This window comes from Nocardia arizonensis (assembly GCF_001310275.1).
GTDB classification, from domain to species: domain Bacteria; phylum Actinomycetota; class Actinomycetes; order Mycobacteriales; family Mycobacteriaceae; genus Nocardia; species Nocardia arizonensis.
Genome location: NZ_LGYZ01000092.1, coordinates 147,612 through 172,793 on the forward strand (window position 1 = coordinate 147,612; position 25,182 = coordinate 172,793).

23 protein-coding genes are annotated in these 25,182 nt (G+C 69.1%); 9 read left to right on the forward strand and 14 right to left on the reverse strand.

The features are described from left to right. Positions 1-119 precede the first annotated feature (119 nt). From APZ21_RS22710 to APZ21_RS22735, 6 genes are all read right to left on the reverse strand, one after another. Entirely contained in the window at positions 120-545 is a 426-nt protein-coding gene (locus tag APZ21_RS22710) for a GyrI-like domain-containing protein (protein ID WP_054815314.1), read from the reverse strand. A gap of 9 nt (positions 546-554) precedes the next feature. After that, positions 555-1,013: a GyrI-like domain-containing protein gene (locus APZ21_RS22715; protein ID WP_054815315.1), complete on the reverse strand. Its 459-nt coding sequence runs from the start codon at positions 1,011-1,013 to the stop codon at positions 555-557. 282 nt (positions 1,014-1,295) lie between these two features. Further along, positions 1,296-3,512 (reverse strand): transglycosylase domain-containing protein, encoded by a 2,217-nt coding sequence (locus APZ21_RS22720; RefSeq protein WP_371852332.1) that lies wholly within the window; start codon positions 3,510-3,512, stop codon positions 1,296-1,298. A 355-nt stretch (positions 3,513-3,867) separates the two neighbouring features. Continuing rightward, entirely contained in the window at positions 3,868-4,761 is an 894-nt protein-coding gene (locus APZ21_RS22725; protein ID WP_082393372.1) for a carbohydrate ABC transporter permease, read from the reverse strand. Next, positions 4,761-5,693 (reverse strand): carbohydrate ABC transporter permease, encoded by a 933-nt coding sequence (locus APZ21_RS22730; RefSeq protein WP_054815372.1) that lies wholly within the window; start codon positions 5,691-5,693, stop codon positions 4,761-4,763. The genes APZ21_RS22725 and APZ21_RS22730 overlap by 1 nt, the downstream gene beginning before the upstream one ends. A gap of 141 nt (positions 5,694-5,834) precedes the next feature. Beyond that, on the reverse strand, positions 5,835-7,136 hold the full coding sequence (locus APZ21_RS22735; protein ID WP_054815317.1) for an ABC transporter substrate-binding protein: 1,302 nt from the start codon (positions 7,134-7,136) through the stop codon (positions 5,835-5,837). 190 nt (positions 7,137-7,326) lie between these two features. Between APZ21_RS22735 and APZ21_RS22740 the strand changes: the two genes are divergently transcribed. Further along, positions 7,327-8,166 carry a DUF2786 domain-containing protein gene (locus tag APZ21_RS22740; RefSeq protein WP_174553607.1) on the forward strand — a complete coding sequence of 280 codons (840 nt, stop codon included), beginning with the start codon at positions 7,327-7,329 and terminating at the stop codon, positions 8,164-8,166. 10 nt (positions 8,167-8,176) lie between these two features. After that, positions 8,177-8,686, forward strand: a complete 510-nt coding sequence (locus tag APZ21_RS22745; protein ID WP_054815319.1) for a TIGR04338 family metallohydrolase — start codon at positions 8,177-8,179, stop codon at positions 8,684-8,686. Between the two features lie 23 nt (positions 8,687-8,709). On the opposite strand, the gene APZ21_RS22750 is transcribed toward APZ21_RS22745, so the two are convergent. Next, on the reverse strand, positions 8,710-9,684 hold the full coding sequence (locus APZ21_RS22750; RefSeq protein WP_054815320.1) for an o-succinylbenzoate synthase: 975 nt from the start codon (positions 9,682-9,684) through the stop codon (positions 8,710-8,712). A 53-nt stretch (positions 9,685-9,737) separates the two neighbouring features. Between APZ21_RS22750 and APZ21_RS22755 the strand changes: the two genes are divergently transcribed. Then, the gene (locus tag APZ21_RS22755; RefSeq protein ID WP_054815321.1) at positions 9,738-10,058 is read left to right on the forward strand and encodes a hypothetical protein; all 321 of its coding nucleotides are present in this window, start codon (positions 9,738-9,740) and stop codon (positions 10,056-10,058) included. A 33-nt stretch (positions 10,059-10,091) separates the two neighbouring features. Here the strand turns inward: APZ21_RS22755 and APZ21_RS22760 are convergent, their stop codons facing one another. Beyond that, positions 10,092-11,258, reverse strand: coding sequence for an acetyl-CoA C-acyltransferase (locus tag APZ21_RS22760; RefSeq protein WP_054815322.1), 1,167 nt, complete (start codon positions 11,256-11,258; stop codon positions 10,092-10,094). A 97-nt stretch (positions 11,259-11,355) separates the two neighbouring features. Here APZ21_RS22760 and APZ21_RS22765 point away from each other — a divergent pair, with 97 nt between their 5' ends. Further along, the gene (locus APZ21_RS22765; RefSeq protein ID WP_054815323.1) at positions 11,356-11,880 is read left to right on the forward strand and encodes a winged helix-turn-helix transcriptional regulator; all 525 of its coding nucleotides are present in this window, start codon (positions 11,356-11,358) and stop codon (positions 11,878-11,880) included. Between the two features lie 36 nt (positions 11,881-11,916). Here the strand turns inward: APZ21_RS22765 and APZ21_RS22770 are convergent, their stop codons facing one another. Both APZ21_RS22770 and APZ21_RS22775 read right to left on the reverse strand, forming a co-directional pair. Beyond that, on the reverse strand, positions 11,917-13,008 hold the full coding sequence (locus APZ21_RS22770) for an ABC transporter ATP-binding protein (protein ID WP_054815324.1): 1,092 nt from the start codon (positions 13,006-13,008) through the stop codon (positions 11,917-11,919). Between the two features lie 79 nt (positions 13,009-13,087). Continuing rightward, entirely contained in the window at positions 13,088-14,413 is a 1,326-nt protein-coding gene (locus tag APZ21_RS22775) for a serine hydrolase domain-containing protein (protein ID WP_082393373.1), read from the reverse strand. Between the two features lie 213 nt (positions 14,414-14,626). On the opposite strand from APZ21_RS22775, the gene APZ21_RS22780 reads away from it, so the two are divergent. Further along, entirely contained in the window at positions 14,627-15,421 is a 795-nt protein-coding gene (locus tag APZ21_RS22780; RefSeq protein WP_054815325.1) for an LLM class F420-dependent oxidoreductase, read from the forward strand. Between the two features lie 117 nt (positions 15,422-15,538). Further along, positions 15,539-15,835 carry a hypothetical protein gene (locus APZ21_RS33240; RefSeq protein WP_082393374.1) on the forward strand — a complete coding sequence of 99 codons (297 nt, stop codon included), beginning with the start codon at positions 15,539-15,541 and terminating at the stop codon, positions 15,833-15,835. Positions 15,836-15,911: 76 nt separating this feature from the next. Here the strand turns inward: APZ21_RS33240 and APZ21_RS22790 are convergent, their stop codons facing one another. The 4 genes from APZ21_RS22790 to APZ21_RS22805 all read right to left on the reverse strand — a co-directional run bounded on the left by APZ21_RS22790 (position 15,912) and on the right by APZ21_RS22805 (position 21,258). Continuing rightward, positions 15,912-17,174, reverse strand: a complete 1,263-nt coding sequence (locus tag APZ21_RS22790; RefSeq protein ID WP_054815327.1) for a CHAT domain-containing protein — start codon at positions 17,172-17,174, stop codon at positions 15,912-15,914. Continuing rightward, positions 17,171-18,739: a tetratricopeptide repeat protein gene (locus APZ21_RS22795; RefSeq protein WP_054815328.1), complete on the reverse strand. Its 1,569-nt coding sequence runs from the start codon at positions 18,737-18,739 to the stop codon at positions 17,171-17,173. Before APZ21_RS22795 ends, APZ21_RS22790 begins: the two co-directional genes overlap by 4 nt. Before the next feature lie 99 nt (positions 18,740-18,838). Continuing rightward, positions 18,839-19,843, reverse strand: coding sequence for a hypothetical protein (locus APZ21_RS22800; RefSeq protein WP_054815329.1), 1,005 nt, complete (start codon positions 19,841-19,843; stop codon positions 18,839-18,841). Then, entirely contained in the window at positions 19,843-21,258 is a 1,416-nt protein-coding gene (locus APZ21_RS22805; protein WP_054815330.1) for a hypothetical protein, read from the reverse strand. The genes APZ21_RS22800 and APZ21_RS22805 overlap by 1 nt, the downstream gene beginning before the upstream one ends. Before the next feature lie 151 nt (positions 21,259-21,409). Here APZ21_RS22805 and APZ21_RS22810 point away from each other — a divergent pair, with 151 nt between their 5' ends. The 3 genes from APZ21_RS22810 (at position 21,410) to APZ21_RS22820 (ending at position 25,142) form a co-directional block, all read left to right on the forward strand. Next, entirely contained in the window at positions 21,410-21,949 is a 540-nt protein-coding gene (locus APZ21_RS22810; RefSeq protein ID WP_054815331.1) for a lipoprotein LpqH, read from the forward strand. Between the two features lie 114 nt (positions 21,950-22,063). After that, complete coding sequence (locus tag APZ21_RS22815) at positions 22,064-22,861, forward strand: hypothetical protein (RefSeq protein WP_054815332.1); 798 nt, start codon at positions 22,064-22,066, stop codon at positions 22,859-22,861. A gap of 208 nt (positions 22,862-23,069) precedes the next feature. Further along, the gene (locus tag APZ21_RS22820; protein WP_156371264.1) at positions 23,070-25,142 is read left to right on the forward strand and encodes a PhoX family protein; all 2,073 of its coding nucleotides are present in this window, start codon (positions 23,070-23,072) and stop codon (positions 25,140-25,142) included. The last annotated feature ends 40 nt before the right edge of the window (positions 25,143-25,182 follow it).

The window sequence follows — 25,182 nt, forward strand, 5'->3', positions numbered from 1 at the left end:
GCTCTGGGCGGGGTGGGGGTGGGTTTGGTGGTTGCGTGACTTGTTTGGGTATTCGCGGTGGGGGTGGGAGGACCCCGGTGGTGCGTGTGGGGGAGGTGCGGGCTTGGGGTGCTTGGGGGTCAGTCCAGGGAGACGTAGACCTCTACCGAGGTGGGGCCGGTGTAGCGTTCCAATTCGGCGGTGTGGGAGCGGGTGATTATTCCGGCGCTCTCGGCTTTCGCTACCTGGGCCCAGGCTGTGCGCAGGAGGTCGTAGGGCTTGTCGGAGACTACGAATTTCGCGTAGCGGCCCTGGGGGATTCTGGTGAGGACGTCGCCAGCGTCCAATTCATCCATACCTTCGATTCCGTATCCGAGTACGGCTACGGCGTGGTCGTTCTGGCCTATGTAGGCCGCGACCCTTGGTACGTTCTTCTCCCTGGCCAGGTAGCGATCCCAGGTGAAATTCACCAGGTCGAGATCGCGGGCGGCCACCTCTCGGCCCGACAGGGGGATGGTGAGTCCGGCGACCAGGCATTCGTCCAATGTGACGATCTCGAAGTCCACAGTCCGTTCCTACCCGTCGCTCGGTTCGTCCGCCAGCGCCACGAAGACCTCCACCGTTCGGGAGTCAGGATAGTGCTCCCAGTCGCCGGTGTAGGACCTGGTGATCCTGCCTGCCGCCTCGGCGTCCCACACCGCGCGCCAGATGCTGACGATGGTGTCGCCGAGGTTGTCGCCGCTGGCCGTGAAACGGGCGAAGCGGCCCGCGGGGACTCGGGCCAGGACGTCGCCGGGCAGCAGGTCGTCGAGGTTGCGGCAGCGGTAGCCGACGATGTGGGTCAGGTACGAATTGATTTCCGGTGCGTGATCGACGTACGCGGTGGTCGGCGGGCCGGGTAGGCGGCGGGCGAGGGTGTGTTTCCACGCCTCCTCGACCTTGGCGCGGCGCGGACCTTCGACCGCGAGCGCGGGGCTGCGCAGAACCGTGCCCGCCACCAGCGTCTCGGGTTGGTCAACGACATTGAAATCCACCGGCGTAGCCCCTATGTCTAGTCTGTCTTCCACTGTGCGGCGCTGCCGCGCCTCGTGGCCGCGCAGGCTCAGCGCCTCCGACGGTCGCGGGCGGGCCCGTGACGCTCGCCGCGTTGTCGTCGCTCGAGCGCACATCCTCCCGCATCGTCGCCCGAGTCTCGGCATCGGCCCGAAACGCTTCGCGCCGACACGCCCACTCTGGCAAAACGATGCTGCCATGTCGTGCGTTCCCCGGTGGCGTCGTAGGTCACAAGATCGACACTAGATGGCGCGCTGAGGCCATCAACGGGGTACCGGGACGCTCAGACCGGGGAATATCTCGACCGTTGTCGAAGGGCCCGGGCTCGGAGCGCTGGTCGTGGGCGGTTTCGACCCGGTGGTCTGCGGCGGATTGAGGATGTCGTACGGGCCGCCGGAGGGCGCCCGCGAGGTGGGGGCGGGTGCGTTCCCGCCGCCGGGGCCGATGCCCGGACCGGTGCCGCCGCCCGTGCCGGTGCCGGGCGCGGGGAACTGCTCGACGGGGGTGCCGTCGAGCGCGTCGTCCATGACCTGTTTCCAGATATCGGACGGCAGGCCGGAACCGTAGATGTCGGCGCCGCGGGCGGTGCGAATGGCCTGGGGATGTTCGGTGCCGATCCACACCGCGGTCGACAGCGAGGGGGTGAAGCCGATCATCCAGGCGTCCTTGTTCAGCGCGGTCTCGCCGAGCTGGGTGGTGCCGGTCTTCGCGCCGGAGGGGCGTCCGCCCGCGAGGGCGTGGCCGTTGGAGTAGGCGGCGATGGGGAGCATGGCCGCGACGGTGTTCTGGGCGATCGTGCGCGAGATGCGCTGCTTGCCCGGCGGCAGTTGACGCCCGACTTGCGGTTCACCGCGATCGAGGAGTACGCGTCCGTCGCCGGTGACGACGCGCTGGACGAAATACGGCTGTCGGTATACCCCGGAATCGGCGATGGTGGCGTATGCCGAGGCCATATCGATGGGGCGGACCAGATACTGGCCGAGCACGATTCCATTGAGCGGGGCGCCGCCGTCCTCGGTGAGGGATTTACCCGCGACGCCCGGGATCTCCTCGGGTATGCCCGCTTGGTGCGCGGCGTCGGCGATGGCCTGCGGCCCGTCGAACATCGACATGGTGAGCCGGTAGAAGCTGGTGTTCAGCGATCGTTTCAACGCTTCGGCCATCGAGCACTTACCGCAGGACTCGCCGTCGACATTGGTGATCGTCGTGCCCCGGTCGGTGACCGGCGCGCTGTCCAGGACCCTGGACAGCGGAATGCTCTGCTGCTGGGCGGCTATGGCGGCGAACACCTTGAAGGCGGACCCGGTTTGCAGCGGGGCCTGGGCGAAGTCGTAGCCGAGCCCGTCCGCGCCGCCGTAGTAGGCGCGCACGGCACCCGAGCGCGGGTCGATGGAGACGATCGCGGCTCGCAGTTGGTCGGGTTGCGGGCCGAGCCTGCCCGCGATCGCGTCGAGTGCCGCCTGCTGCGCCCTGGCGTCGATGGTCGTCGTGATCTGCAACGCACCGGTTTTCAGATCCCGTTCGCCGATTCCGTATTCCCGCAGTTCGCGCAGTACCTGGGTGCGGATCAGACCCTCGGGTCCGCGTGACTCGCTGTTGTCGGGGATGTCGGTGGCGGGCACGATATCCGGGAACATCGTCGCGTCGCGGTCGCCGGGAGCCAGCACGCCCATGTCGATCATGCCGTCGAGGACGTAGCGCCAGCGCTCCCGCAGCTGGGGCAGATGGGTTTCGGGGTCGAGGATCGACGGAGTGCGAAGTACGGCGGCGAGCACCGCGCCCTCGGCGAGGGTCAATTCGGTGGTCGGTTTGCCGAAATAGGCGCGTGCCGCGGCGGCGATTCCGTACGCGCCGCGGCCGTAGTAGACGGTGTTGAGGTAGGCGGCGAGGATGTCGTCCTTGCTCCACTGCCGCGCCATCTTGGCCGCGATGATCAATTCGCGCGTCTTGCGGGTGACTGTGCGTTCGGAGCCGAGGAAGGCGTTCTTCACGTACTGCTGGGTTATGGTCGATCCGCCGCCCGCGTCGTCCTTGCCGAGCATGTTGTCGCGGACCGCGCGCAGGAATCCCGACGTCGAGTATCCGGGGTTGGTGTAGAAGTCGCGGTCCTCGGCCGACAGTACCGCGTCGCGGACCGTGACGGGTACCTCCGCGAGTGGAACGAAAATCTGATTGCCTTCCGGCGGAACGACCTTCGCGATGACGGTGGACCCGTCCGAGGCCAGGATGGTGGCGGTCCGATCGGTCTGAACGGCCGAGGGATCGGGGATCTCGGCGCTCCAGTAGACCAGGACGAACAGCAGTGACGGCAGCGCGACGAACAGGATGAACAGGGCGAGGACCAGCCTGCGTAGTCGTTGACCGCGGTTGCGGCGCTTGCGTTCCCGGCGTTCGGCTTCCGTCTCGGGACCGAGCCGGACCGCGGGCGGGCCTCCCGCGGCGCGGGGGGAGCGGGGACGCTTGCCGTCGCGTTCGTCCATCCCCGGCGCGCCGCCGCCGTAACCGCTTCCGTCCGAACCGGTTCGAATCGCGTCTTCGGCGCCCGCGGTGTCCCGGGCGTCGGTCTCGGGTGTGGCGCGCGGTTTCCACCCCGCGATCGTGGCATAGGGAGCGGTCTCGGGTTTGCCCTTGCCATCGCGTCGCTTGCCGAACGAGCGCACGGTCTGTCTCCTCTCGGAGCTTCGGTCGAACCCCACCTGCGTCGAACACACGTCCGACCGGCCAACCGTGCCGGACGCACGAGACGTGACCATCGAGCCGTGGACCGGACTCTACTCGCGTAGCGGTGTCCGGCGGAGTATTCGACCGGCGGATACCCCCGATCGACGGGGAGTATCAGCTCTTGACGCCGCCCGCGGTGAGACCGGAGATGATCCGGCGCTGGAACACCAGAACCATGACGACCAGCGGAATCGTCACGATCGTGCCCGCCGCCATGATCGCCGCGTACGGCTGCACCAGCGGATTGTTACCCGAGAACCGCGCGATGGCGACGGTCACCGGTTCGGTCGAACCGCTGGAGAGCAGCCGGGCCAGCAGATATTCGTTGACCGCGGCGATGAAGGCCAGGATCGCGGTGGTGAACACCGCAGGCGCGGCCAGCGGCAGCATGACCAGCCGGAAGGCCTGCATCTTGGTCGCGCCGTCGATGCGCGCGGCTTCTTCGAGTTCCCAGGGCAATTCGGCGAAGAACGAGGCCAGGATGTAGACCGTCATGGGCAGTACGAAGGAGATGTTCGGAATGATCATCGCCTGGTATCGGCCGATCCACCCGAGATTGGTGAACAGCTGGAACAGCGGGGTGACCAGCACCACCACCGGGAACATGGACGCGCTCAGGATCAGTCCGGCCACCACGTACTGACCTTTGAAGGTGAGCCGGGCCAGCGCGTATGCGGCGAAGATGCCGAGCACAAGGGCGAGCGCCGTGGTGATCGAACCGATGACGAGGCTGTTGATCAGCGCCTTGCCGAAATCGTTGCCGCGACTGGTGTCGAAGGCATTGCGGAAGTTCTCGAACGTGACGTGGGTCGGCCACGGCGTGTTGTCGAAGGTGTAATCGGGATCGCGCAGTGCGGTGACGGCCATCCAGTAGAACGGCGCGAGCCCCCATACCAGCACGATCAGCGCGCCGAGGTAGAGGCGTACGGTGCCGAGCCGCTTGGTCCATGGCACCGGCTGCGCGGACGTCTGGCGCGGCCGCGGCTTCGTCGTCGTCGTGGCGGTCATCAGTGCGCCTCCCGCTGTTCTTCCTGTGTCCGTACCGCGTTGGCGCCGAGGATCTTCACCAGCACGAAGGCGACGGCGAAGATCAGCAGGAAGGTGATGGTGGACAGCGCGGCGGCGCTGTTTGGCCCCTGGCGGACCTGGTCGACCACCAGGATCGACATCGTGCGGGTGGACGGGTTGCCCAGGGTCATGATCGCGGGCAGATCGTACATGCGCAGCGCGTCCATGGTGCGGAACAGCACGGCGACCAGCAGCGCGGGCTTCAGCAGCGGCAGCGTGATGTGCGTGAAGCGCTGCCAGGCCGACGCGCCGTCGACCCTGGCGGCCTCGTACACATCCGCCGGAATCACCTGGAGACCCGCGAGCAGCAGCAGTGCCATGAACGGTGTCGTCTTCCAGACATCGGCCGTGATCACCGCGATTCGCGACGGCCATTCGTCGGCGGTCCACAGTATGTGGGTGCCGAACACGCGGTTGACCACGCCGTCGTACTGGAACATGAACTCCCACAACCGCGCTGTCACCGCGGTCGGAATGGCCCACGGGATCAGCACCGCGGCCCGCAGCAGCGCCCGGCCACGGAAGGTCTTGCCCATCACCACCGCCATACCGAGGCCGATGGTGGCCTCGAGGGCGACCGTGACCACGGTGAAGAACAGCGTGACGCCGACGGCCATCCAGAACTGCGAACCCAGATTGCCCGTCGGACAGGAGATCGTCTGCCCGCCCGCTTGGCACTGTTGCAGCAGCCAGTGGGTGTAGTTGCTGAACCCGGCGCTGCCGCCCTCGACGAACATGCCGGTGGACCGGTCGAGTCCCGAGTCCTTGCGGAAGGACATCCACACCGCCCGCACCACCGGATATCCGATGATGATCGCCAGCGTGATCAGCACGGGCGCGACGAACATCCACGCCTTGGCCGATTTGCGCATCTCCGACGCCACGCGCTCGCCGAATCCGCGTCGGCGCGGAAGGAATTCGTCGTCCGGCACGCGTGTAGCCGTTCCCGAAGGATCCGACACCGTTATCTCACTCCTACGGGTTGGTCGGGTCCGCTGGTCCACAAACCGCGGTTACGATCCGGCGGTCTCGATACCCTTTTGCATCCCGGCGATCGCGTCGTCGACGGACTTGTTGCCCTTCAGCGCGGCGTAGGCGTTGTCCTGGATGGCCTTGGACACCGCGGTGTAGAACGGCGTCACCGGGCGCGGCACGGCACTGGCGATCGAATCCTTGAGCGCGGGCAGGTACGGCATCTTCGCGATGAGCGCCGGATCGTCGTACATCGAGGCGCGCACCGAGGGCAGCGCGCCCGAGGCGACGATGTGCTGGGCGTCCTCGCTGATCAGGAAGCGCAGGAAATCAAGCGCGGTGGCCTTGTTCTTGGAGAAGGCGCTGATCGCGGCGTTGTATCCACCGAGCGTCGAGGCGCCGACACCGGTTTCGCCCGGCAGCGGGGCGACGCCGAACTTGTCCTTGACCGCCGAGGATTCCGAGCCGACGTCACCGAAGGTGGACGGCCACGAGCGCAGGAACATGAGCTTGCCCTGTGCGAACGCGTTGCCGGATTCGGGCTCCTTGAAGGTGATGGCCTCGGCCGGGATGTCGCCGGTCTTGAACCCGTTGACCAGCGTGTTCAGCCCGGCCTTCGCCTGCGGGCTGTTCACCGTCGGCGTCTTGCCGTCGGGGCCCACGAAGCTGCCGCCGAAGGCGTTGATCACCTCGGAGGTGTTCACCGTCAGACCCTCGTACGGCGCGAACTGGCCCGCGTAGCAGCCGATGTTGTTGTCCCTGGCGATCTGGCACTGGCCCAGCATCTGCGCCCACGTCGTCGGCGGCTCGGGCACCAGATCCTTGCGGTAGAACAGCAGTCCGCCGTTGGTGTTGCGCGGCGCGGCGTAGAGGGTGTTGTTGTAGGTGGCGCTCGCCACCGGCGGCGGCAGCAGCGTCGAGGTGTCGAGCGAGAAGGCGTCCTCGAGCGGCTGGATCCAGCCCTTGGCCGCGAATTCGGCGGTCCACGGCACGTCGAGCGCGACCACGTCGTAACCGGCCTGCTTGGAGCTCATGTGCTCGACCAGGTCGTCGTACTGCTGCGAAGCGTCGTTCGACTGCTCCTTGAATGTCACCTGTTCGTCGGGATGGGACGCGTTCCAGCGTTCGATGAGCTGTTTGACCACACCCGTCTCGGTGGTGTCCTTGCCCTCGACGTAGGTGATCGGGCCACGGCCGGTGAGGTTCTGCGAGGTCGGGTTGCCGCCGGAGTCGCTGGAGCACGCACTGGTGAACGTCGCCGTCAGCAGCGCCACCGACGCAGCCGCCAACGCGGCTCGCGGTACGAGCGACGAACGTAGGGACGACACCTTCTTCAAAGCCATCGCGGACACTCCAAGTGGTTTACGACGTGAGCAGCGGCACACCCTGCGGTGCACAACGCAAGATACATCGTGTTCACCTGGCACGCCCGATTACGTATCGCTTTCGATGGTGAGACACGGCACGTTCACGCGGGCTTCACGAACCATCCCGGTGCCGCCGCGGCGGGCCGCCGAGATTAGGCTGGGGTCGATGACGTCGCCGAATGCGGTACCCGATCGAATGCTCACGCGGATCGGCGGGCTGCTGCGCAAGGCCGAGGCCACCGACAACGAACACGAGGCCGAGGCGTTCATGGCCGCCGCGCAGCGTCTGGCGACGAAGACCTCGATCGATCTCGCGGTGGCCCGCGCGCACATCGCCGGACGGGAGCGCCGGGCGACGCCGACGCAGCGGGTGATCGCGATCGGCGAACCCGGGAAGAAGGGGCTGCGCACCTACGTGCAGTTGTTCGTGGCGATAGCGTCGGCCAACGACGTTCGCTGCGATGTCGCGCGGACCTCGACCCAGGTGTTCGCCTTCGGTTTCGAATCCGATATCGACACCTGCGAGGCGCTGTACGCGAGTCTGCTGGTGCAGATGGTGCGCGCCTCCGATCACTACATCAAATCCGGGCAGTACCGCACGGCCACCGTGGAGAAGGTGGTCGAGAAGACGGAATGGGGTAGGCGGGTGCGCCGCAGCGTGCGGGTGCCCGCCGCGCCGGTGACCGCCCGCCTCAACTTCCAGATGGCCTTCGCCGCGCGGATCGGCCGCAGACTCGCCGAGGTGAAATCCGAGGTCGAGGCCGAGGCCGTCGCGCAGGCCGCGGCGGCGACCGGGACGGCGTTGGCGCTGCGCGACAAGGAGGTGGCGCTCACCGATTTCTACCGGCGCACCTCGCAGGCGCGCGGCACCTGGCGCGGACCGCAGGCGTCGGCGGGACATTCGGCCGGTGCGCGGCGGGCGGGTGACCGCGCGGGTCGCGCCGCGCGACTCGGCCCGTCCACCGAACTCGGCGCCGCCCGCGCACAAGTGACCGACGGCCGATGAGCGGTCCCGCGTGAGCGCGCGCGACGGCCGGCGCGCGCGGGTGTACGACGCCGAACAGTTGGTGCGCGCGATGTTCGACCGCGCCGACGAGAGTTCCGCGCGCACCGTGGATCTGTACGGTTCGCGGCTCACCCTGCCCGTGGAACGGCGCTTCGCCTCGGTGGATTCGGTGCAGGTCTATGTGGACAAGGTCTTGGCGCTGGATTGGGTGCGCGCGAGCGGGCCGCGCGCCGCGCGACCGGTGCGGGTCCGGGCGCGACGCGGAACCGCCGCGGCCCATTACGAACCCGAGGACGGCGTGCTCGCGGTTCCGCCGCCCACCGGCGCGACCACCTGGGCGCTGCGCGAACTGGTGATACTGCACGAATTGGCCCATCACCTCGCGCCCGCCGGCGACCTCGCCGCCCACGGACCCGAATTCTGTACGCGCTACGTGGAATTGGTCGAAGGCGTCATCGGACCCGAGGCCGGACTCCTGCTGCGCTCGACCATGCACGGCTGCGGCGTCGTCTTCGGATAGCAGCGCCGACTAGCCGGCGTCGATTAGCCTGCGTCGAGTAGCGCCGAGACTCGGGCCAGGCGCGCGTGCCACCAGGCGACCCGGGCCGGGTCGGGGTGTCGGTAACGCTCGAGCATGTCACTGTCGGGGACAGGTGGGGTGCGCGGCACGGGGAGGTAGCCGTCGACCGGGCGGGGGGACGGGGCGACGATATCGCCGGTGAACAGGGCGGTGGTGCCGAGCCCACAGGCGAAGTCGAGTTCGGGGAGCGCGCCTGCCAGAGCCAGCTGGGCGGCGAGGCCGACGCCGGTCTCCAAGGCGGAGGAGACCACGCACGGCAGGCCGGCGGCCGCGGCGACCCGCAGCGCCTTGCGCACACCGCCGAGGGGAGTGCACTTGAGTACCGCGATATCGGCGGCGCCCGCCACCGCGACGCGCAGCGGATCCTCGGCGCGGCGAATCGATTCGTCGGCGGCGACGCGCACGTCCACCTTGCGGCGCACCGCGGCCAACTCCTCGATGGTGCGGCAGGGTTGCTCGACGTATTCCAATCCGCCCGCCGCGCGGTCGATCTCGGTGATGTGCGCGACCGCGGTGTCGACGTCCCAGACGGCATTGGCGTCGACCCGGACCCGGCCGCGCGGACCGAGTGCGTCGCGGACCGCCTCGACCCTGGCCAAATCCTCCGCCAGCGAATCGGGATGGTCGGCGACCTTCACCTTCGCGGTGCGGCAGCCCGACTCCACGACGATGGCGTGCGCGCGTCGCGGATCGACGGCGGGCACGGTGCAGTTGACGGGTACGCGGTCGCGCACCGGCGCGGGCCAGCCGACACCGATCTGTTCGCGGGCGGTGGCCAGCCAGCCCGCGGCCTCGCGGTCGTCGTATTCGGGGAAGGGACAGAATTCGCCCCAGCCGAGCGGGCCGGGCAAGAGCATCCCCTCGCGCACGGTGATGCCGCGGAAGCGCGTCCGCAGCGGTATCGCGTAGACGACGGGTTCGGTTCCTTCGGCGGTCATCGGGTCTCAGCCTACGGGTGGCCGCGGCCCGGATCTCGCGTCATGCTCGATACATGGGGTATCCGCGGGGAGGGCCGCTCGAAATCCTGCGTGTCGCGGTCGCTTCGCTGCTCGCGGTGTCGGCCGGGATATTCGTGGTCACCCTCATCCCGCTCTACGAACTGCTCGACCGCGACGGCGACGCGTCGATGATCGTCGCATACGCGATCGCGTGTCTCGGGGTGATCGTGTCGGTGGTGGTCGCCGTCGAGCGGGTGCTGTCCCGCGTCCGGGCTCGTCGACCGGTCGGGTGGGCCCCGCTGGTCGCCGTGCCGGTGCTGGCCGAATCCTATCTGGCGGGGCTGCTGGCGGCGTTGGTGCTGGTCACTGTGTGAGGGAGGTACCCGCCCGCGGGTACCTCCGGTGCGTCACAGCCGTTCGATGATGGTTGCGTTCGCCAGACCGCCCGCCTCGCACATGGTTTGCAGACCGTAGCGCGCGCCGCGCTCGCGCATGGCGTGCACCAGCGTGGTCATCAGCCGCGCGCCGGACGCGCCGAGCGGGTGGCCGAGGGCGATGGCGCCGCCGTTGACATTGACCTTGGACAGATCGGCCCCGGTGTCGCGCGCCCAGGCAAGCACGACCGGCGCGAACGCCTCGTTGATCTCGACCAGATCGATATCGGAGAGCTGGAGTCCGGCCCGCCGCAACACCTTTCGGGTCGCCGGGATGACCGCGGTTAGCATGAGCAGCGGGTCGTCGCCCGCGACGGCGAAGCTGTGCAGTCGCGCCAGCGGGGTCAGCCCGAGTTCGCGGGCCTTCTCGCTGGTGGTGATGAGCACCGCGGCGCTGCCGTCGCTGACCTGACTGGCCGTGGCGGCCGTGACCCGCCAGCCGATTTCGGGGAAGCGAGCGGCCATCGCCTCGTCGTAGTAGGCGGGACGGAGTGCGCCGAGCGTGTCCAGGGTGGAGCCGACACGGATGCCCTCGTCGGTCTCCAGACCCGCGATCGGGGCGAGTTCCGCGGCGAAGGACCCGTTCTTGGTCGCCGAGGCGGCCTTCTCGTGGCTGGCGAGGGCGAATTCGTCGAGTTGGGTGCGGGTCAGATCCCAGCGCGCGGCGATCAGTTCGGCGCTGATGCCCTGGGAGACCAGACCTTCGGGATAGCGTTCGGCGAAACCGACCCCGGCGAGGTCGCCGCCGAACATGTTCGCGCCCATCGGAATCCGGCCCATCGATTCCACGCCGGCGGCGACCACGATGTCGTAGGCCCCCGCGATGACGCCCTGGGCGGCGAAGTGGATGGCCTGCTGACTGCTGCCGCACTGCCGGTCGACGGTGGTGGCGGGCACCGATTCCGGGTAGCCCGCCGCCAGCGCCGCGCGCCGGGTCATATTCGCGCCTTGTTCGCCGACCTGGGTGACGATGCCGCCGATCACGTCGTCGACGAGTGCCGCGTCGACGCCCGGACGTCGCACCACCTCCCGCAGGCTGTGGGCGAGCAGATCGACGGCGTGCACCTCGTGCAGGGCGCCGGTGGGCTTGCCCTTGCCGATCGGGGTGCGTACGGCCTCGACGATCACCGCGTCTCTCATGGTGCTTCCCTTTCGGAGCGAGCCGGGCCCATCCGCCCTGACTCTACCTATCTATAGTCAAACACCTGAATATGATCGACTCAAGCCAGAAATGGCTATGATGTTCGTCATGGCAGCCGTGATGGAAGGGCCACTGGCCGATCTGAGTTCGTGGAAGCCCTCCGAATGCTCCATCGCCAAGGCCATGGACCTGATCGGCACCCGCTCGGCGATCCTCATCCTGCGCGAGGCCTACTACGGCACCCGCCGCTTCGACGGCTTCGCATCGCGGGTCGGCATCACCGACGCCGCGGCCAGCGCGCAACTGCGCAAACTCACCGACGCCGGGCTGCTCGCCAAACAGCCGTACCGGGAGCAGGGGCAGCGCACCCGCTACGAATACGTGCTCACCGAGATGGGCCGCGATCTGCTGCCCGCGGTGCTGGCCCTCATGCAGTGGGGCGACACCTACCTCCAGCCCGGACCGGCGCCGCTGCTGATGGTCGAGGCGGCCACCGGCGCGCCGGTGCGCGTCGAGGTGCGCAGCGCGGCCGGTCACGAGATCACGCTCGAAGAACTCGGTATGCGTCGCAACGACGAGTTCGTGCGCGCTCGCCGTGCGGCGCGCGAGAACGGCGAGTAGCGGATCGGCGGCGCGCGCCGCCGATCCGCGCTCGCGTCAGTTCAACCTGCTGCCGTCGTTCGCGTCGAAGAAGTAGACGCGTTCGGCCGTGGTGTTCAGGCGCAGGACCGCACCGCGAACCGGGGGCTTGCGCCAATCCACCCGCGCCACAATGGTTTCGCCCGCGCCGGGGGCCGAACCCGCGGTGGCCGCGCGGCCGTAGACGTAGGCGTCGGAACCGAGTTCCTCCACCACGTCCACCTCCATGCGGATACCGGAGACGGCGGTATCGCTGAGCTCGAAATGTTCCGGGCGGATGCCGACGGTGACCGTGCCCGCGCTCGAGGCGGTCACCGAACGCGGCACCGGCAGCGCGTGACCGCCGAGGGAGACCGTGCCGTGCTCAACCGGAAGGGTGAACATATTCATGGCGGGCGACCCCATGAATCCGGCGACGAAGGCGTTGGCGGGGTCGCGGTACAGATCGCGCGGGGCCGCGCACTGCTGCAACAGGCCGTCGCGCAGCACCGCCACCCGGTCGCCCATGGTCATGGCCTCGACCTGGTCGTGGGTGACGTAGACGGTGGTGGTGCCGAGCCGCCGCTGCAACTGGGCGATCTGGGTGCGGGTCTGCACGCGCAGTTTGGCGTCCAGATTCGACAGCGGCTCGTCCATGAGGAACACCTGCGGTTGCCGAACGATCGCCCGTCCCATGGCGACCCGCTGACGCTGACCGCCGGACAGCGCCTTGGGCTTGCGATCCAGATACGGTTCCAGATCGAGCAGTCTGGCGGCCTCGAGCACCCGCTGCTGCTTCTCGGCCTTGGCCACCTTGGCGAGTTTGAGCGCGAAGCCCATATTCTCGGCCACCGTCATATGCGGGTATAGCGCGTAGTTCTGGAACACCATCGCGATATCGCGCGCCTTGGGCTCGGCGTGGGTCACGTCGTTCGCGCCGATCAGGATGCGGCCGCCGTTGACCTCCTCCAGACCGGCGAGCATTCGCAGCGAGGTCGATTTCCCGCAGCCCGAAGGGCCGACCAGGACGAGGAATTCCCCGTCGTCGATCTCCAGATTCAACTGGTCGACCGCGGGTTCGGTCGCGCCCGGGTAGATCCGGGTGGCGCCGTCGAAGGTCACCGTAGCCATGGCAAATCCACATCCCATCCCGGCAGGAACGTGCCGGACGATCCGAGTACAGGGTTGGTCGGTGATCTTAAACGCTCGATCACGGATCGAACCGCCGGGCCGGGGGAGCCAGCACCGGCACGGTCTCGGAGATCTGCGAGACCAGCCGCCACGGGCGGTCGGTGTCGACGGTGGACTTGCCGCTGGTGAGGATCGCGCCGGAGAGTCCGCGGCGCGGGTCGGCCCAGCCGTACTGGGTGGTGAGACCACTGCGCCCGAAGTGGGCGCGGGTGTCACGGCCGAATTTCGAGACGCGTCCGCCGAGTTCGAAGCCCGCGCGGCTGACCCGTCCCGCGACCCCGGGCAGCCACGGCGCGGGTCCGATGGCCGCGCGCAGCGCGTCCGGGCCGAGTACCCGCACGCCGTCGAGTTCGCCGCCGCGGGCGAGGATCTCGTAGAAACGGGAGAGTTCGGCGGCGGTGGTGACGAGATTGCCCGACGGCAGCTCGGCGGTGAGGAAGGCGGCGGTGGCCGCGTCCGAACGGGCCGCGCGGCCCATGCCGCCGCCGAGCGCCTTGCGCGCCAGGAAGGTCGAGATCCGCGACGGCGGCGGGCCGGTCGCCACGCCCGGGACCACCTTGTCGACATCGGCCGGATCGACGCCGAAGTTCGTCCAGCGGAACCCCAGCGGCGTGAGCACCCGTTCGCGCAGATGGTCGCGCAGACGTGTGCCGGTGGCCCGCTCGACCAGCAGCCGCAGGATCAATCCGCTGGTCAGCGCGTGGTACACGCGGAATCGGCCGGGTGGCCAGCTCGGCGCCAGATCCGCGAGCGCGCGGACGGCGAGTTCCTCGTCGACGATCACGTCGAATCCGCGGTAGGGCTTGCTCAGGAAGGGAACGCCTGCCGAATGCGACAGCACGTCGCCGATGGTGATGCGTCGCTTGCCGTTCGCGGCGAACTCCGCGATGTAGCGGCAGACCGGATCTTCCGGCGCGAACGCGCCGTCCTCCATGAGCATCGCCATCATCGCGGCGGTCACGCCTTTGGCGGTGGAGAACCCGCAGAACGGCGTGTCGGGTGTCGCGAGCACCTTTTCCGCGTCCGGCGGATCGGCCGGGCCGTTCCCCCGGCCGTGCCCGATGGCGCGATTCAGGACGATCCGCCCCTCCCGGCGCAGACAGATCTGAATGGCGGGCGTGGTCCCCATTCGATACCACGCGCGCACCGCCGCCCAGAGCGACTCGACGTCCGCGCGCGTGAACCCGGCCTCGGCCGGGTCGTCCTCGTGACCGGTCGTCGTCACCGCGTCCAGGTCGGCGGGCACGTCGACGAGGGCATCGCGCGCGCCGCCGACCGTGGCGTCGCCGTCGGCGCCGTCGCGGTCGAGGGAGCCGCGGGCTGAGGGATCGGAGTGCGCGTTCACCTCGGCGAGCCTATCGAGCGGACCTGATCATCGGCTGAGTGTGACCCGGGCGTTTCGTGGCGATCATGCTAAGCGGATCGGTCCGCTCGTGCACGACCCGGTTCTCGTGCGCCGAGGCACGAACCCTGTTGCGGCACCCGCGCCGCCGGGCCGGGCGCGCGGGGCGGCGGTAGCCTCGGTCGGGGAATCCGCCCGAGTGACGAGGAGCGCCGCATGAGCCGTCCTGTTCGTATCGGAGTTCAATTGCAGCCCCAGCACGCGCCCGATTACGGGCTCATCCGCGATGCGGTGCTGCGCTCGGAGGACGCGGGCGTCGACATCGTCTTCAACTGGGACCACTTCTATCCACTCGCGGGCGATCCGGCGGGCGCGCATTTCGAATGCTGGACCATGCTCGGCGCCTTCGCCGAACAGACCGAGCGGGTGCAGATCGGCGCACTGGTCACCGGTGGCGGCTACCGCAATCCCGATCTGCTCGCCGATATGGCGCGCACGGTCGACCACATCAGCGGCGGACGGCTCATTCTCGGCATCGGCGCGGGCTGGTTCCGCAAGGACTACGACCAGTACGGCTACGAATTCGGCACGCCCGGCACCCGACTGGCGCTGCTGAAGGAGAGCATGGCCCGCATCGCCGCCCGGCTGAAAGCGCTGAATCCGCCTCCGACGCGGAAGATTCCGATCCTGATCGGCGGTGGCGGCGAACGCAAGACGCTGCGCCTGGTCGCCGAGTACGCCGATATCTGGCACAGCTTCTCCGACCTGGACACCCTCGCGCACAAGAACAAGGTGCTCGCCGAGCACTGCGCCGCCATCGGCGCGGACGACGCGCGGATCGAGCGTTCGGTGCCGTGGCCCGGCGTCGGGCAGGCGGCCGAATTCGTCCGGGCGGGCGTCACCACCTTCACGGTGGGGGTCAGCGGTCCGGCCTACGATCTGAGCGCGGTCGAGCGGGCCGTGGCCTGGCGTGACGAATTCAACCCCGAACCGGTCGCGGGCATCGCCTGACAACCGCGCGGGCCGAATTCCCGGAGCACATAGGCAGCTACCTGCATTGATGCATCCCTGCTAATGTGTCTGATGTTCACAGATTCACCTGTCCATCGGTATGGAAGAAGGTTTCTGATGACCACAGCACACGTCGAGCACACTGGTCACGCGCATGTACACGGCGCCGAATGCGGCCATGTCGCGGTCCCGCACGGCGACCATGTCGACTACGTCCACGACGGCCATCTGCACCGCGCCCACGACGGTCATTTCGATGAGTGCGAGCCGACTGGTCACACCGAACACGGCGCCCACGATCACGTGCACGGTGAGGGATGCGGCCATGTGGCGGTCCCGCACGGCGACCATGTCGACTACGTCCACGACGGGCACCGGCACGCGGCACACGAAGGTCACTACGACGAACACTGAGCCGGCCACTGCCGGCTGAGCCCCGCGGGTGCGGGCTGCGGTCGCACCACTCGCCCACCGGGACCGAGCCGCGACCTCACGTGGTGACGGTGGCTATGGCCGACCACAGGACCGGCGAGTTCTCGATGGCCGGGGTGGTGCGCCATGCGGCGAGGCGGGTGCGTTGCCAATCCGCGAGGGCGGTGAGCGGGTCGGGGAGTTCGTGCGCGGCGTCGATGGCGCAGATCGCGTCGGTGAGTGGCGTCGCGGTCGGGTCGGCGCCCGCGACGCGGTGGAAGGCGTGGTCGGTGGGCAGGGGCCAGCGGGTGGCGGTGAGCAGTTCCGCGCCGCCGTTGAGCATGGCCGCGGTGAGGCCGAGCGCCTCGGAGAAGCGCAGGTCGCCGCCGCTTTCGCAGGCGATAAGGGCGACGCGGGCTGGGATCGGCCACAGTAGGTTGCCGGGAATCGGATCGTCGGCTCGGGTGTGTGTGCCGAGCAGCAGGTCCTTGGCCGAGAACGGGCGGTGGTCGCGCAGCGGTTCGGCGAAGCCCGCGGATTCCGCGGTGCAGGCCAGATGCAATGCGGCATTCTCGCTGCGACCGGAACCGAGAGCGGCCGCGGTGACGTGGCCGACGTAGAGCAGCCGGCTCGCGCCCGCGCGCAGTGCCGCGCCGAGCCATTCGCGGTCCACATCGGTGCGGCGGAAGATCTCGGTGGGTTCGGTGACGGCGGGGACGAGACGCCGCTGGGCGGCGTAGGCGGCTACGCGCTCGGTCAACGGGGTCGCAGCGGTTACGCGGCCGAGTACCGAACCCAGCTCGGAGTCGGCGCGAAAACTCGGAATCCGAGGGTCGAGAACCGCCACGACCGGCAGATTCCGGTCCCGTTCCCAGTGCCGGACGGTGCGCCCGGGTGCGTGCGCGATGCCCGACGGGGCGAGCAGGCCGATATCGGCGATGTCGATGAGCCGCACGTCCGGTGCGGGCGCGATGATCTCCCACGGCACCTGCGCGACCCGTGGGGATGGCTGCACACGCAATAGCGGTCGCATACCGTCCCGGTAACAGGCCGCGAGCTGTTCGGCCAATGCCGCGGGCAGCAGTGCGCGTGAAAGCTGTCGCGCCAACGCATATTCGGACTTCTCGTCGGCGAAGGCCCCTGCGGTGAGCGGGTATTCGACGCCGCCGGGTGCGGTCGGATCGGGCAGTGCTTCGGCCAGTGCGCGCACCGCCTCCTCGATCGGCGCACCCGGCAGCATGGCCGCGCCGGGCGGTGCGGTGTCGCCCTCCCAGCGCCACGACATGTAGAGATCGCCCGCGTCCGCCATCCGCACCAGCACGGTCGGCTGCCGCGCCGTCATACGGTCACCACCAGGTCGTCGCGCACCGCGCGTCCGTATCGCTGTTCGGCGGCGGTGATGTAGGCGGCCAGGGCGATGTGGCCGTCCGACCCGACCGCGAGCCTCGGCGGCGGCGCGACCGGCAGACCCGCGCTCGCGACCACCTCGGCCAGCGCCGCGCCGAGTTGCAGGGCGTTCGCGCCTGCCCGCGGGTCGGCCGGGGACGCGGTGCCCGCCATGAGGGTCGCGACGCCATCGTCTTCGGGAGGGCCGGGGGCGGGCGGTTCCAGCAGATCGAGGGGCAGTCGCGCGGGCGCGCGGTCGTCGGCAGGCGCGCTGATGTTCAAGGTCGCACCGGCGCATTGGGTTTCGATCAGGTCCACGAGCAGGGCGGCGTCCCCGCGGAGGTAGGCGAAGCGGAAAGCAAGGCGCATGGCCGGATCGGCGACGGCCCGGTTCCATTGTTCGCGCTGACCGCCGTTGCCGAAGGTGTGACGGACGGCGTCGATGGCGACCGCGGCCGTCACCGCGAGGTCGGTTGCGGCGCTCAGCAGGACGGGGTCCGGTGCGGGCGCGGCGTCGACCACGGTCTCCAGCAGTGCGGCGTGCCAGAAATCGATTTGGGCGCAGTGCAATCCGAGCCCGCGCTCGGCATAGGCGCGGAAGGCGGTGGCGAGCAGTTCCTCGCCGCGGGCGATGTCGCCGCGGTGGAAGGCGAGTGTCGCGAGTCGGACCTCGACATCGGCGGCGTCGAGAACCGCGCCGGAGGAACGGAAGTACTCGTGCGCCCGGCTGTAGCAGTCGCCCGCGGCGGCGCGGTCGCCGCGGCCTTCGGCGAGGAAGCCGAGGGTCTTGCGGCCGATTCCGGCGCGGTGACCGAGTCCGGCCCGTTCGAAATACTCCTGAGCCGCGCGCAACAGGGGTTCGGCCGCGTCGGGGCGGTTCATGCGCAGCAGCATGGTCGCCAGATTCTGTCGCGTCTCGGCCACGCCGTTGGCGTCCCGCGCCGATTCGAAGGCCGCGAGCGCTTGTCGCGCGAAGTCGACGGCGAGATCACGGTTGCCGGTCTCGAAGTAGGCGCCCGCCAGGTTCGACAGCGGATGTCCGGCCAGATGCGGTGCGAAACGCACGGCGGCGTCGAGTGATTCGGTCGCCAGTTCGATGGTGCGGGTCCAGCGGCCGCGATGGAAGGCGACCGCGCACAGCGACAGCAGACAGGCCACCCGCAGCGACCCGAACTCCTCGCCGCCGCCGAGCAGCTCCCGCGCTCGTTCCAGCGCGTCCTGCGCCTGCCCGAGATCGCCGACGTGCTGGAGCGCCTGCGAATAGTTGATCAGCGCCGAGACGCGCTTCTCCACCGCGGCCTCGGGCAGTTCGGCCAGCGCCTGCCGGTACCAGCCGAGTGCGGTGGCGTGCTCGCCGAGTTCGTCGGCCATGCTCGCGGCATTGATGAGCGCGCTCTGCCGCAGCCCGCCATCGCCGGTGCGCGCGGCGTGCTCGAATATCCGCAGCGCTTCGGCGACCTCGCCGCGCTGATATGCCTCGGCACCGGCGAGCAGGATCGCGCGGGCTTCGTCGTCATTCACTCGAGGTCCGTTTCCGTCGCGGCGGAACTGATTCCGGCCGTCGTGCCGCCACGGTGATCCGCCGACGGTGTGACGACGCGCCGGATGGCGCGCACCCCATCAGAAGTCCGTATCCGTCGCGGCGGCGATCTCGGCCGACAGCGGGGCATCGAATCCGGTACCGGGGTCCCGGGCGGCGCGGTCGAGCCGTGCGGCGGCGAACTCGCGTATCCGCTGTCTGGTCCCGGCATCGTCGCGGCCCTCGGGCGATCCGACACCTGGAACCCGAAGGTCGACGGTGGCGATGGAATCCGTCGACACCGTGGCCGCGCCGATCCAGGTGTCGCCGATCAGGCTCAGATCGATTTCGGCCGCGAGCGCGTCCGGCCGGTCCGCGTCGAGCACCGCGCGCGGACGCAGATGCGGCGGCACCGGCGCGTCCAGTCGCGGCGCCGCCGCCGCGCGCACCGTGACCAGCGTCGCCCCGAATTCCCGGCTCATCTCCCATGACACCGCGCGTTCGGAGGCGTCCACCAGACCCGGCGGGCAGTTCGCCCAATCCCATCCCCCGACACCGCGGGCGAGCGTCAGCCCGGAGCCTTCGCGCCCACCGCTCGCGGCCAGCGCGTAATCCTCCTGACGCGCCGCGGCGACCGTCGCGCCCAGGTCGGGCACCGAGGCATCCGCGCCGTCGACCAGCAGGTCGCACTGTTCGGTGAGTGCCGCGATCTCCGATTCCAGCAGGTACGGATCGAGTGCGGCGATGCCGTCGATGGTCGAGGCGGGCCACCAGCGCGCCGCCCAGTGCGCGTAGGCGAGCCGCCAGGCGTGCCCGAGGAGGTCGGGCAGCGCGGGTTCGGCGGGATGGTCGCCGTCGCGCCGGTCGGCCGCGGCGACGGCGGCCCGTTCGCCGTACACGGCCCACAACCAGTCGCCCGCCGCGTCCGCGTCGTCCAGCACCGCCGCCGGAATGCGCTCGGCGGCAAGCAGATTCCAGGTCAGATGGCCACCCGACACCTCGAGCACCAGTACCTCGGCACCGGACGCGTCATCAAGGACGGTCGGCGCGCCCGGCGGCGCGATCACCAGTGTCGCCTCGGCCGTCCCGATGTGGATCTCGGTCATCAGCCCGCCCTCTCGGTCGGTTCCATCGCCGCGGCGTCCGCGCTGAGCGCGTTCTTCACCCTGGTCCGGTGGTCGAGGATCACCGACCGGGCGACCCCGTCGAGCAGATCCCACAGCTCGTCCGGTTCGTAGACCCCCGCCTCGCGCACATCCCGCCCGTGCAGCCGCACCCAGAGCCGACGCAGGTAGGGCCGCCAGGGGGTGCGCAGTTCGGCGGCGATCACGGCCAGCGGATTATCCGGTGCGAGTTCGGCATTCGTGTCGATGACGAGGCGGCGCGCTTGCAGGACGTACGCCTCGCGCTGCCACCGGCCGTTGACGACGCGCTGCGCGGGGGTCTCGGTCCCGGAGCCGAATCCGCCCGCGGGCCGGACCGGTCGCGCGGCGGTGAGCACGGGTGCGCCGTCGACCGCGGTGAGGCGGGGACCGTCGGGCACCGCGCGCGGACCGAGCGGTGCCGCGCCGATCGGCGCGAGTCCCTCGGCCAGTGCGGCGCCCGCGGCCGCGGTGACACGCAGCGATTCGTCCAGTAGCGCCCACGGCGCGCAACTGCGCGCGATCTCGGTGGTGACCAGTTCCGCGATCGGCGGCAGTTCCGCGCGTTCGCTGGAACCCTGTAGGACGGTGAAGACCCGTTCGTAGACGGTCCGGTCGAAGGGCAGACCGAGATTCGCCGTCGACGCCGACGCCCCGAGCGCGGGCTGCCGCGGCAGCGGATGCGCCGTAAGCCCCAATTCGCGAGCGGTTGGACCGGATTCGCGCTGCCACAGCGCGATACCGGAGTGGGTGCCCGCGTGCGCGGCCACCAGTTCGTCGAACCGCCGCTGACCGTCGCCGCCGTCGCCCTCCCAGCGGGCGCCGGCGGCGGCGTCGAGCAGTTCGGTGAGCGCGGCCGTATGCGTTCCGCTCGGGGTGCCCGCCGCGGGCCTTCTGCGCCAAGCCAATTCGATGAGCGCGCCCAGTTCGTTCGCCCGCGCCTCGTCGGTGAGGTGCCGCCGCAGCGCGGCGGTGGTGCGGCCCGCGCTGAATTCGTGGATATCGCGCAGGGTTTCCTCCGCGACGGCGCGGTCGGCCACCGGATCGGGTCCGCCCCTCGTGGTCGCGAGTTCGAAACAGCGCTGGAAGTACAGGTCCTGCGGATTGCCCTCGGTCAGCCGCAACGCCCTTCGCACCTGTTTGAGCAAGGTGAACCAGGCGGCGGTGGCGCGCAGCACATCCGCGCTCGCGTGGATGCGGGTGGCGAGCAGGGTCGCCCCGTCGGCGCCGAGGATGGTTCCCGCGCAGCTCGGATTCTGCACCGGGCGGATCACCAGCGGGTCGAGCAGCAGTTTCACGGTGCGGCGCAACGGCCCTCCGGCGGGTCCGCTGAGCGCTTCGACACCGTCGAGTCTGCGCCACACCTCATCGAGCACCATGGCGCGCGGTCGTCGCATTCGACCAGGTTAACGGAGTTTCGGCGAAATAGTTCCGCCGAAACCTGGGATCGGTAGGGCGATCGTCGTCCATAGCTTTGTGTCAACGGCGCCACCGAGGAGCCGAACGAACACGACAGACAAGGACACCGAAATGAACAACACCACCCGCTTCGCCACCACCGCGGTCGCCGCCACCGCCGCCGCGCTCGCCCTGTTCGTCACCGGATGCAGCGACGACTCGGGCAAGAGCTCGGCGCCGAGCCCGGCCACCTCCGCACCGTCGGCGGGTCCCTCGGCGCCCGCGGGCGGCAAGTCGGTCGCCTCGGTCGACGGCAAGGCGCTGGAAGCCAAGTTCGACACCACCTGCGCCAAGCAGGGCGGCACGCTGGCGCTGGCGCTGACCGACACCGGCAACGCGACCTACGGTCAGCTCAGCGTGAGCGCCACCATCGTGGGCGACACGGTCCAGGCGGTCGGCATCGCGGGCTCCAAGGGCGGCTCCAACGGCCTGCCCTACGCGGTCGGATACGGTAACGGCCAGCCGGGCGGCTCGGCCAAGCTGGTCAAGGACGGCAACACCTTCAAGGTGACCGGCGAGGGCGTCGGCACTCCCGACCTGACCAACCCGCTCGCGGGCCCGTCCACCTCCAAATTCGACATCACCTTCGCCTGCTCGACCATCGTCGGCTGATGTCGCACGCCTCGAATTCCGCGCTCCCGGCCGGGCCGCGGAGCGCGGATTCGAGTGCGATCGGATCATTCACCCCCATCCTCGAACTCCCCGCACACCTGTGGAAGGACCATCATGAAGAACACCGTGCGCGGTCTCGCGGTCGCCTTCGCCGTACTCGCCGTCGGCTACTACCTCTGGAACGGACTCACCTACGAAGACGACTTCTTCCCCGACTACATGGGCTGGGTCGGCTGGCAGCTCTCGCTCCCGATCATGGCGCTGACCATCGTCCCGATCGCCTTCGCATTCACCGGCGACGGCATCCTGCCCGCGCTGACCGGTCTCAACACCGGTGAATTCCGTGGCGGCGCAATGGGACTCGGCACCGTGCGGTCGTTCCGGCACACCGGCGTCACCCTCAACGACCAGCCGCAGGTGCACATCGAATTCAGTGTCGAGGGCGCCGACGGCAAGGTCTTCCGGTCCTCGGCCCGCATGATCGTGCCGCTGACCGAGCTCGCCCTGCTGCGCCCGGGTGTGGTGCTGCCGGTTCGATACCTGCCGGGGCGCACCGACAAGGTCGAGGTCGACCTGTCGGGCGACGGCGCCGAGGCGCAGCGGGCGATGAACGAATCCATGATCCGCAAGGGCTTCACGACCGCCGCCAAACTCGACATCGCCGAACGCGGCATCCGGGCGCAGGCGGTGGTGCAGGCACTCACGGTGCCCGGCGAGATCCGCGACGGACATTCCAAGATCGAGCTCGCCCTCGCGGTGACCCGCCCGGACGGCAGCACTTTCCTGACCCGCGTGGAGAAGTTCCTGCCGCCGACCGCGGTCGGACATGTCCAGGTCGGCCGGATCGTGCAGGTGCACTACCTGCCCGAGAACGAGACCGAGGTGGTGCTCTCGCTGCCGGTCAATGCCTGACATCCGACGCTTCGAATCGACAAGCCCCGACGACAGAGCACCACCCGAACCCGGTGTCCGACCAGTGCGGATGCCGGGTTTTCTCGTATGTCCGAGCCGCCCAGCTAACCTAGGGTTAGCTAATTGGTCATTCGTTCACCCGTATTTATCCTGTGGATCGTCTGAGACGTTTAGCGTGCGGCGCGTCGGACCGAACCCGGGAGTCATCGTGATGTCGAAACCCCTCGCCCTCTTCGTGAAGCACGACGGCCAGTCCGGTCGTGCCGGGGTGACCTGTGAATACAAGTGCGCCAACGCCTGCTTCCACGAGGTTCCCAACACCTCGGAGAACACCTACTTCGGCGATATCGTCAACTCCCTCAACCGGCGCGGCCTGATCAAGGGCGGCGCCGCCGCGGTGCTCGCGGTCGGCGTCGGCGGCGCGCTCGCCGCCTGCGGTGACGACGACGAATCGGCCACCGCGGTCACTCCCACCTACACCCCCGCGGGCGCCGCGGGCACCGGAACCGACTTCACCGCCGTCGCGCCGAACAAGGACGACGCGCTGGTGATACCCGACGGCTACCAGCAGTCGGTCGTGATCCGCTGGGGCGACCCGGTTTTCGCCGACGCGCCCGCCTTCGACTTCGACAAGCAGACCGCAGCGGCCCAGGCCAAGCAGTTCGGCTACAACAACGACTTCGCCGCGCTGCTGCCTATCGAGGGTCAGCCGAATTCCTTTCTGCTGGTGGTGAACCACGAGTACACCACCGGTCCGCAGATGTTCCGCGGCTACAACAAGGACGCGCCGACCGACGAGCAGATCGCCATCACCAAGGCCGCGCACGGTCTGACGGTGATCGAGGTGAAGGGCGAATCCGGCAGCGGCAAGCTGACTCCGGTATTCGGCAAGTACAACCGCCGCATCACCGCCGACACCGAATTCCTGCTCACCGGCCCGGCCGCGGGCGGCATGTTCACCCAGACCACCGCCGACCCGAGCGGCACCAAGGTGCGCGGCACCATCGCCAACTGCGCGGGCGGCGTAACCCCCTGGGGCACGGTGCTTTCCGGTGAGGAAAATTTCAACGGCTACTTCGCCAACGGCGACAAGGTCAGCGATCCGAACGGCAAGCCGCGCATCAAGCGCTACGGTTTCGCCAAGGGCGGCACCCCGAATCAGTGGGAGCGCACCGACAAGCGCTTCGACATGACGGTGGAGCCCAACGAGGCCAACCGCTTCGGCTACGTCGTCGAGATCGATCCGTGGGATCCCAACTCCACTCCGGTGAAGCATTCCGCGATGGGCAGGCTCAAGCACGAGGGCGCGACCATCTACGTGACCAAGAACGGCGAGGTCGTCTCCTATACCGGCGACGACGAGCGGTTCGACTACATGTACAAGTTCGTCTCCTCGCGCAAGATCCAGTCCGGCACGGGTCCGGCCAGCATGCGCCACAACATGACCATCCTGGACGCGGGCACGCTCTACGTCGCCAAGCTGACCGGTGACCACCCGGACAAGATCGACGGCTCCGGCGCGGTCCCCTCCGACAAGGGCTTCACCGGCAAGGGCACCTGGATCCCGCTGCTGGAGACCGGCGCCGACGGCAAGGGCAAGTCGCTGGTCGAGGGCATGTCCGCCGAGGAGGTCGCGGTGTTCACCCGGCTGGCCGCCGACAAGGTCGGCGCCACCAAGATGGACCGCCCGGAGGATTTCGAGGCCAACCCCTACACCGGCAAGGTCTACGTCGCGCTGACCAACAACGACAATCGCGGCAAGGACGAGAAGGTCGCCGGCGCGGACGAGGCCAACCCGCGCAAGCTGAACAAGAACGGGCAGATCCTCGAGATCGACGACAACCACGCGGGCACCGACTTCACCTGGTCGCTGCTGCTGGTCTGCGGTGATCCCGCCGCCGCCGACACCTACTTCGGCGGCTACGACAAGACCAAGGTGAGCCCGATCTCCTGCCCGGACAACCTGGCCTTCGACGTGTACGGCAACTTGTGGATCTCCACCGACGGCAATGCGCTCAAGAGCAACGACGGCCTGTTCTCGGTGGTGCTCGACGGCCCGAACCGCGGCCAGACCAAGCAGTTCCTCACCGTTCCGCGCGGCGCGGAGACCTGCGGGCCCATCGTCACCGAGAACCGCGTCATCGTGTGCGTGCAGCATCCCGGCGAAGCCGACGACGCGACCCCGGAGAAGCCGCTGTCGCACTGGCCCGACGGCGGCGACGCCCAGCCGCGGCCCGCGGTCGCGGTGGTATGGAAGGCCAACGGCCGCATCGGCGTCTAGCCGGTGCCGGTGGACCGCTACTCGACTGGGCGGGTAGCGG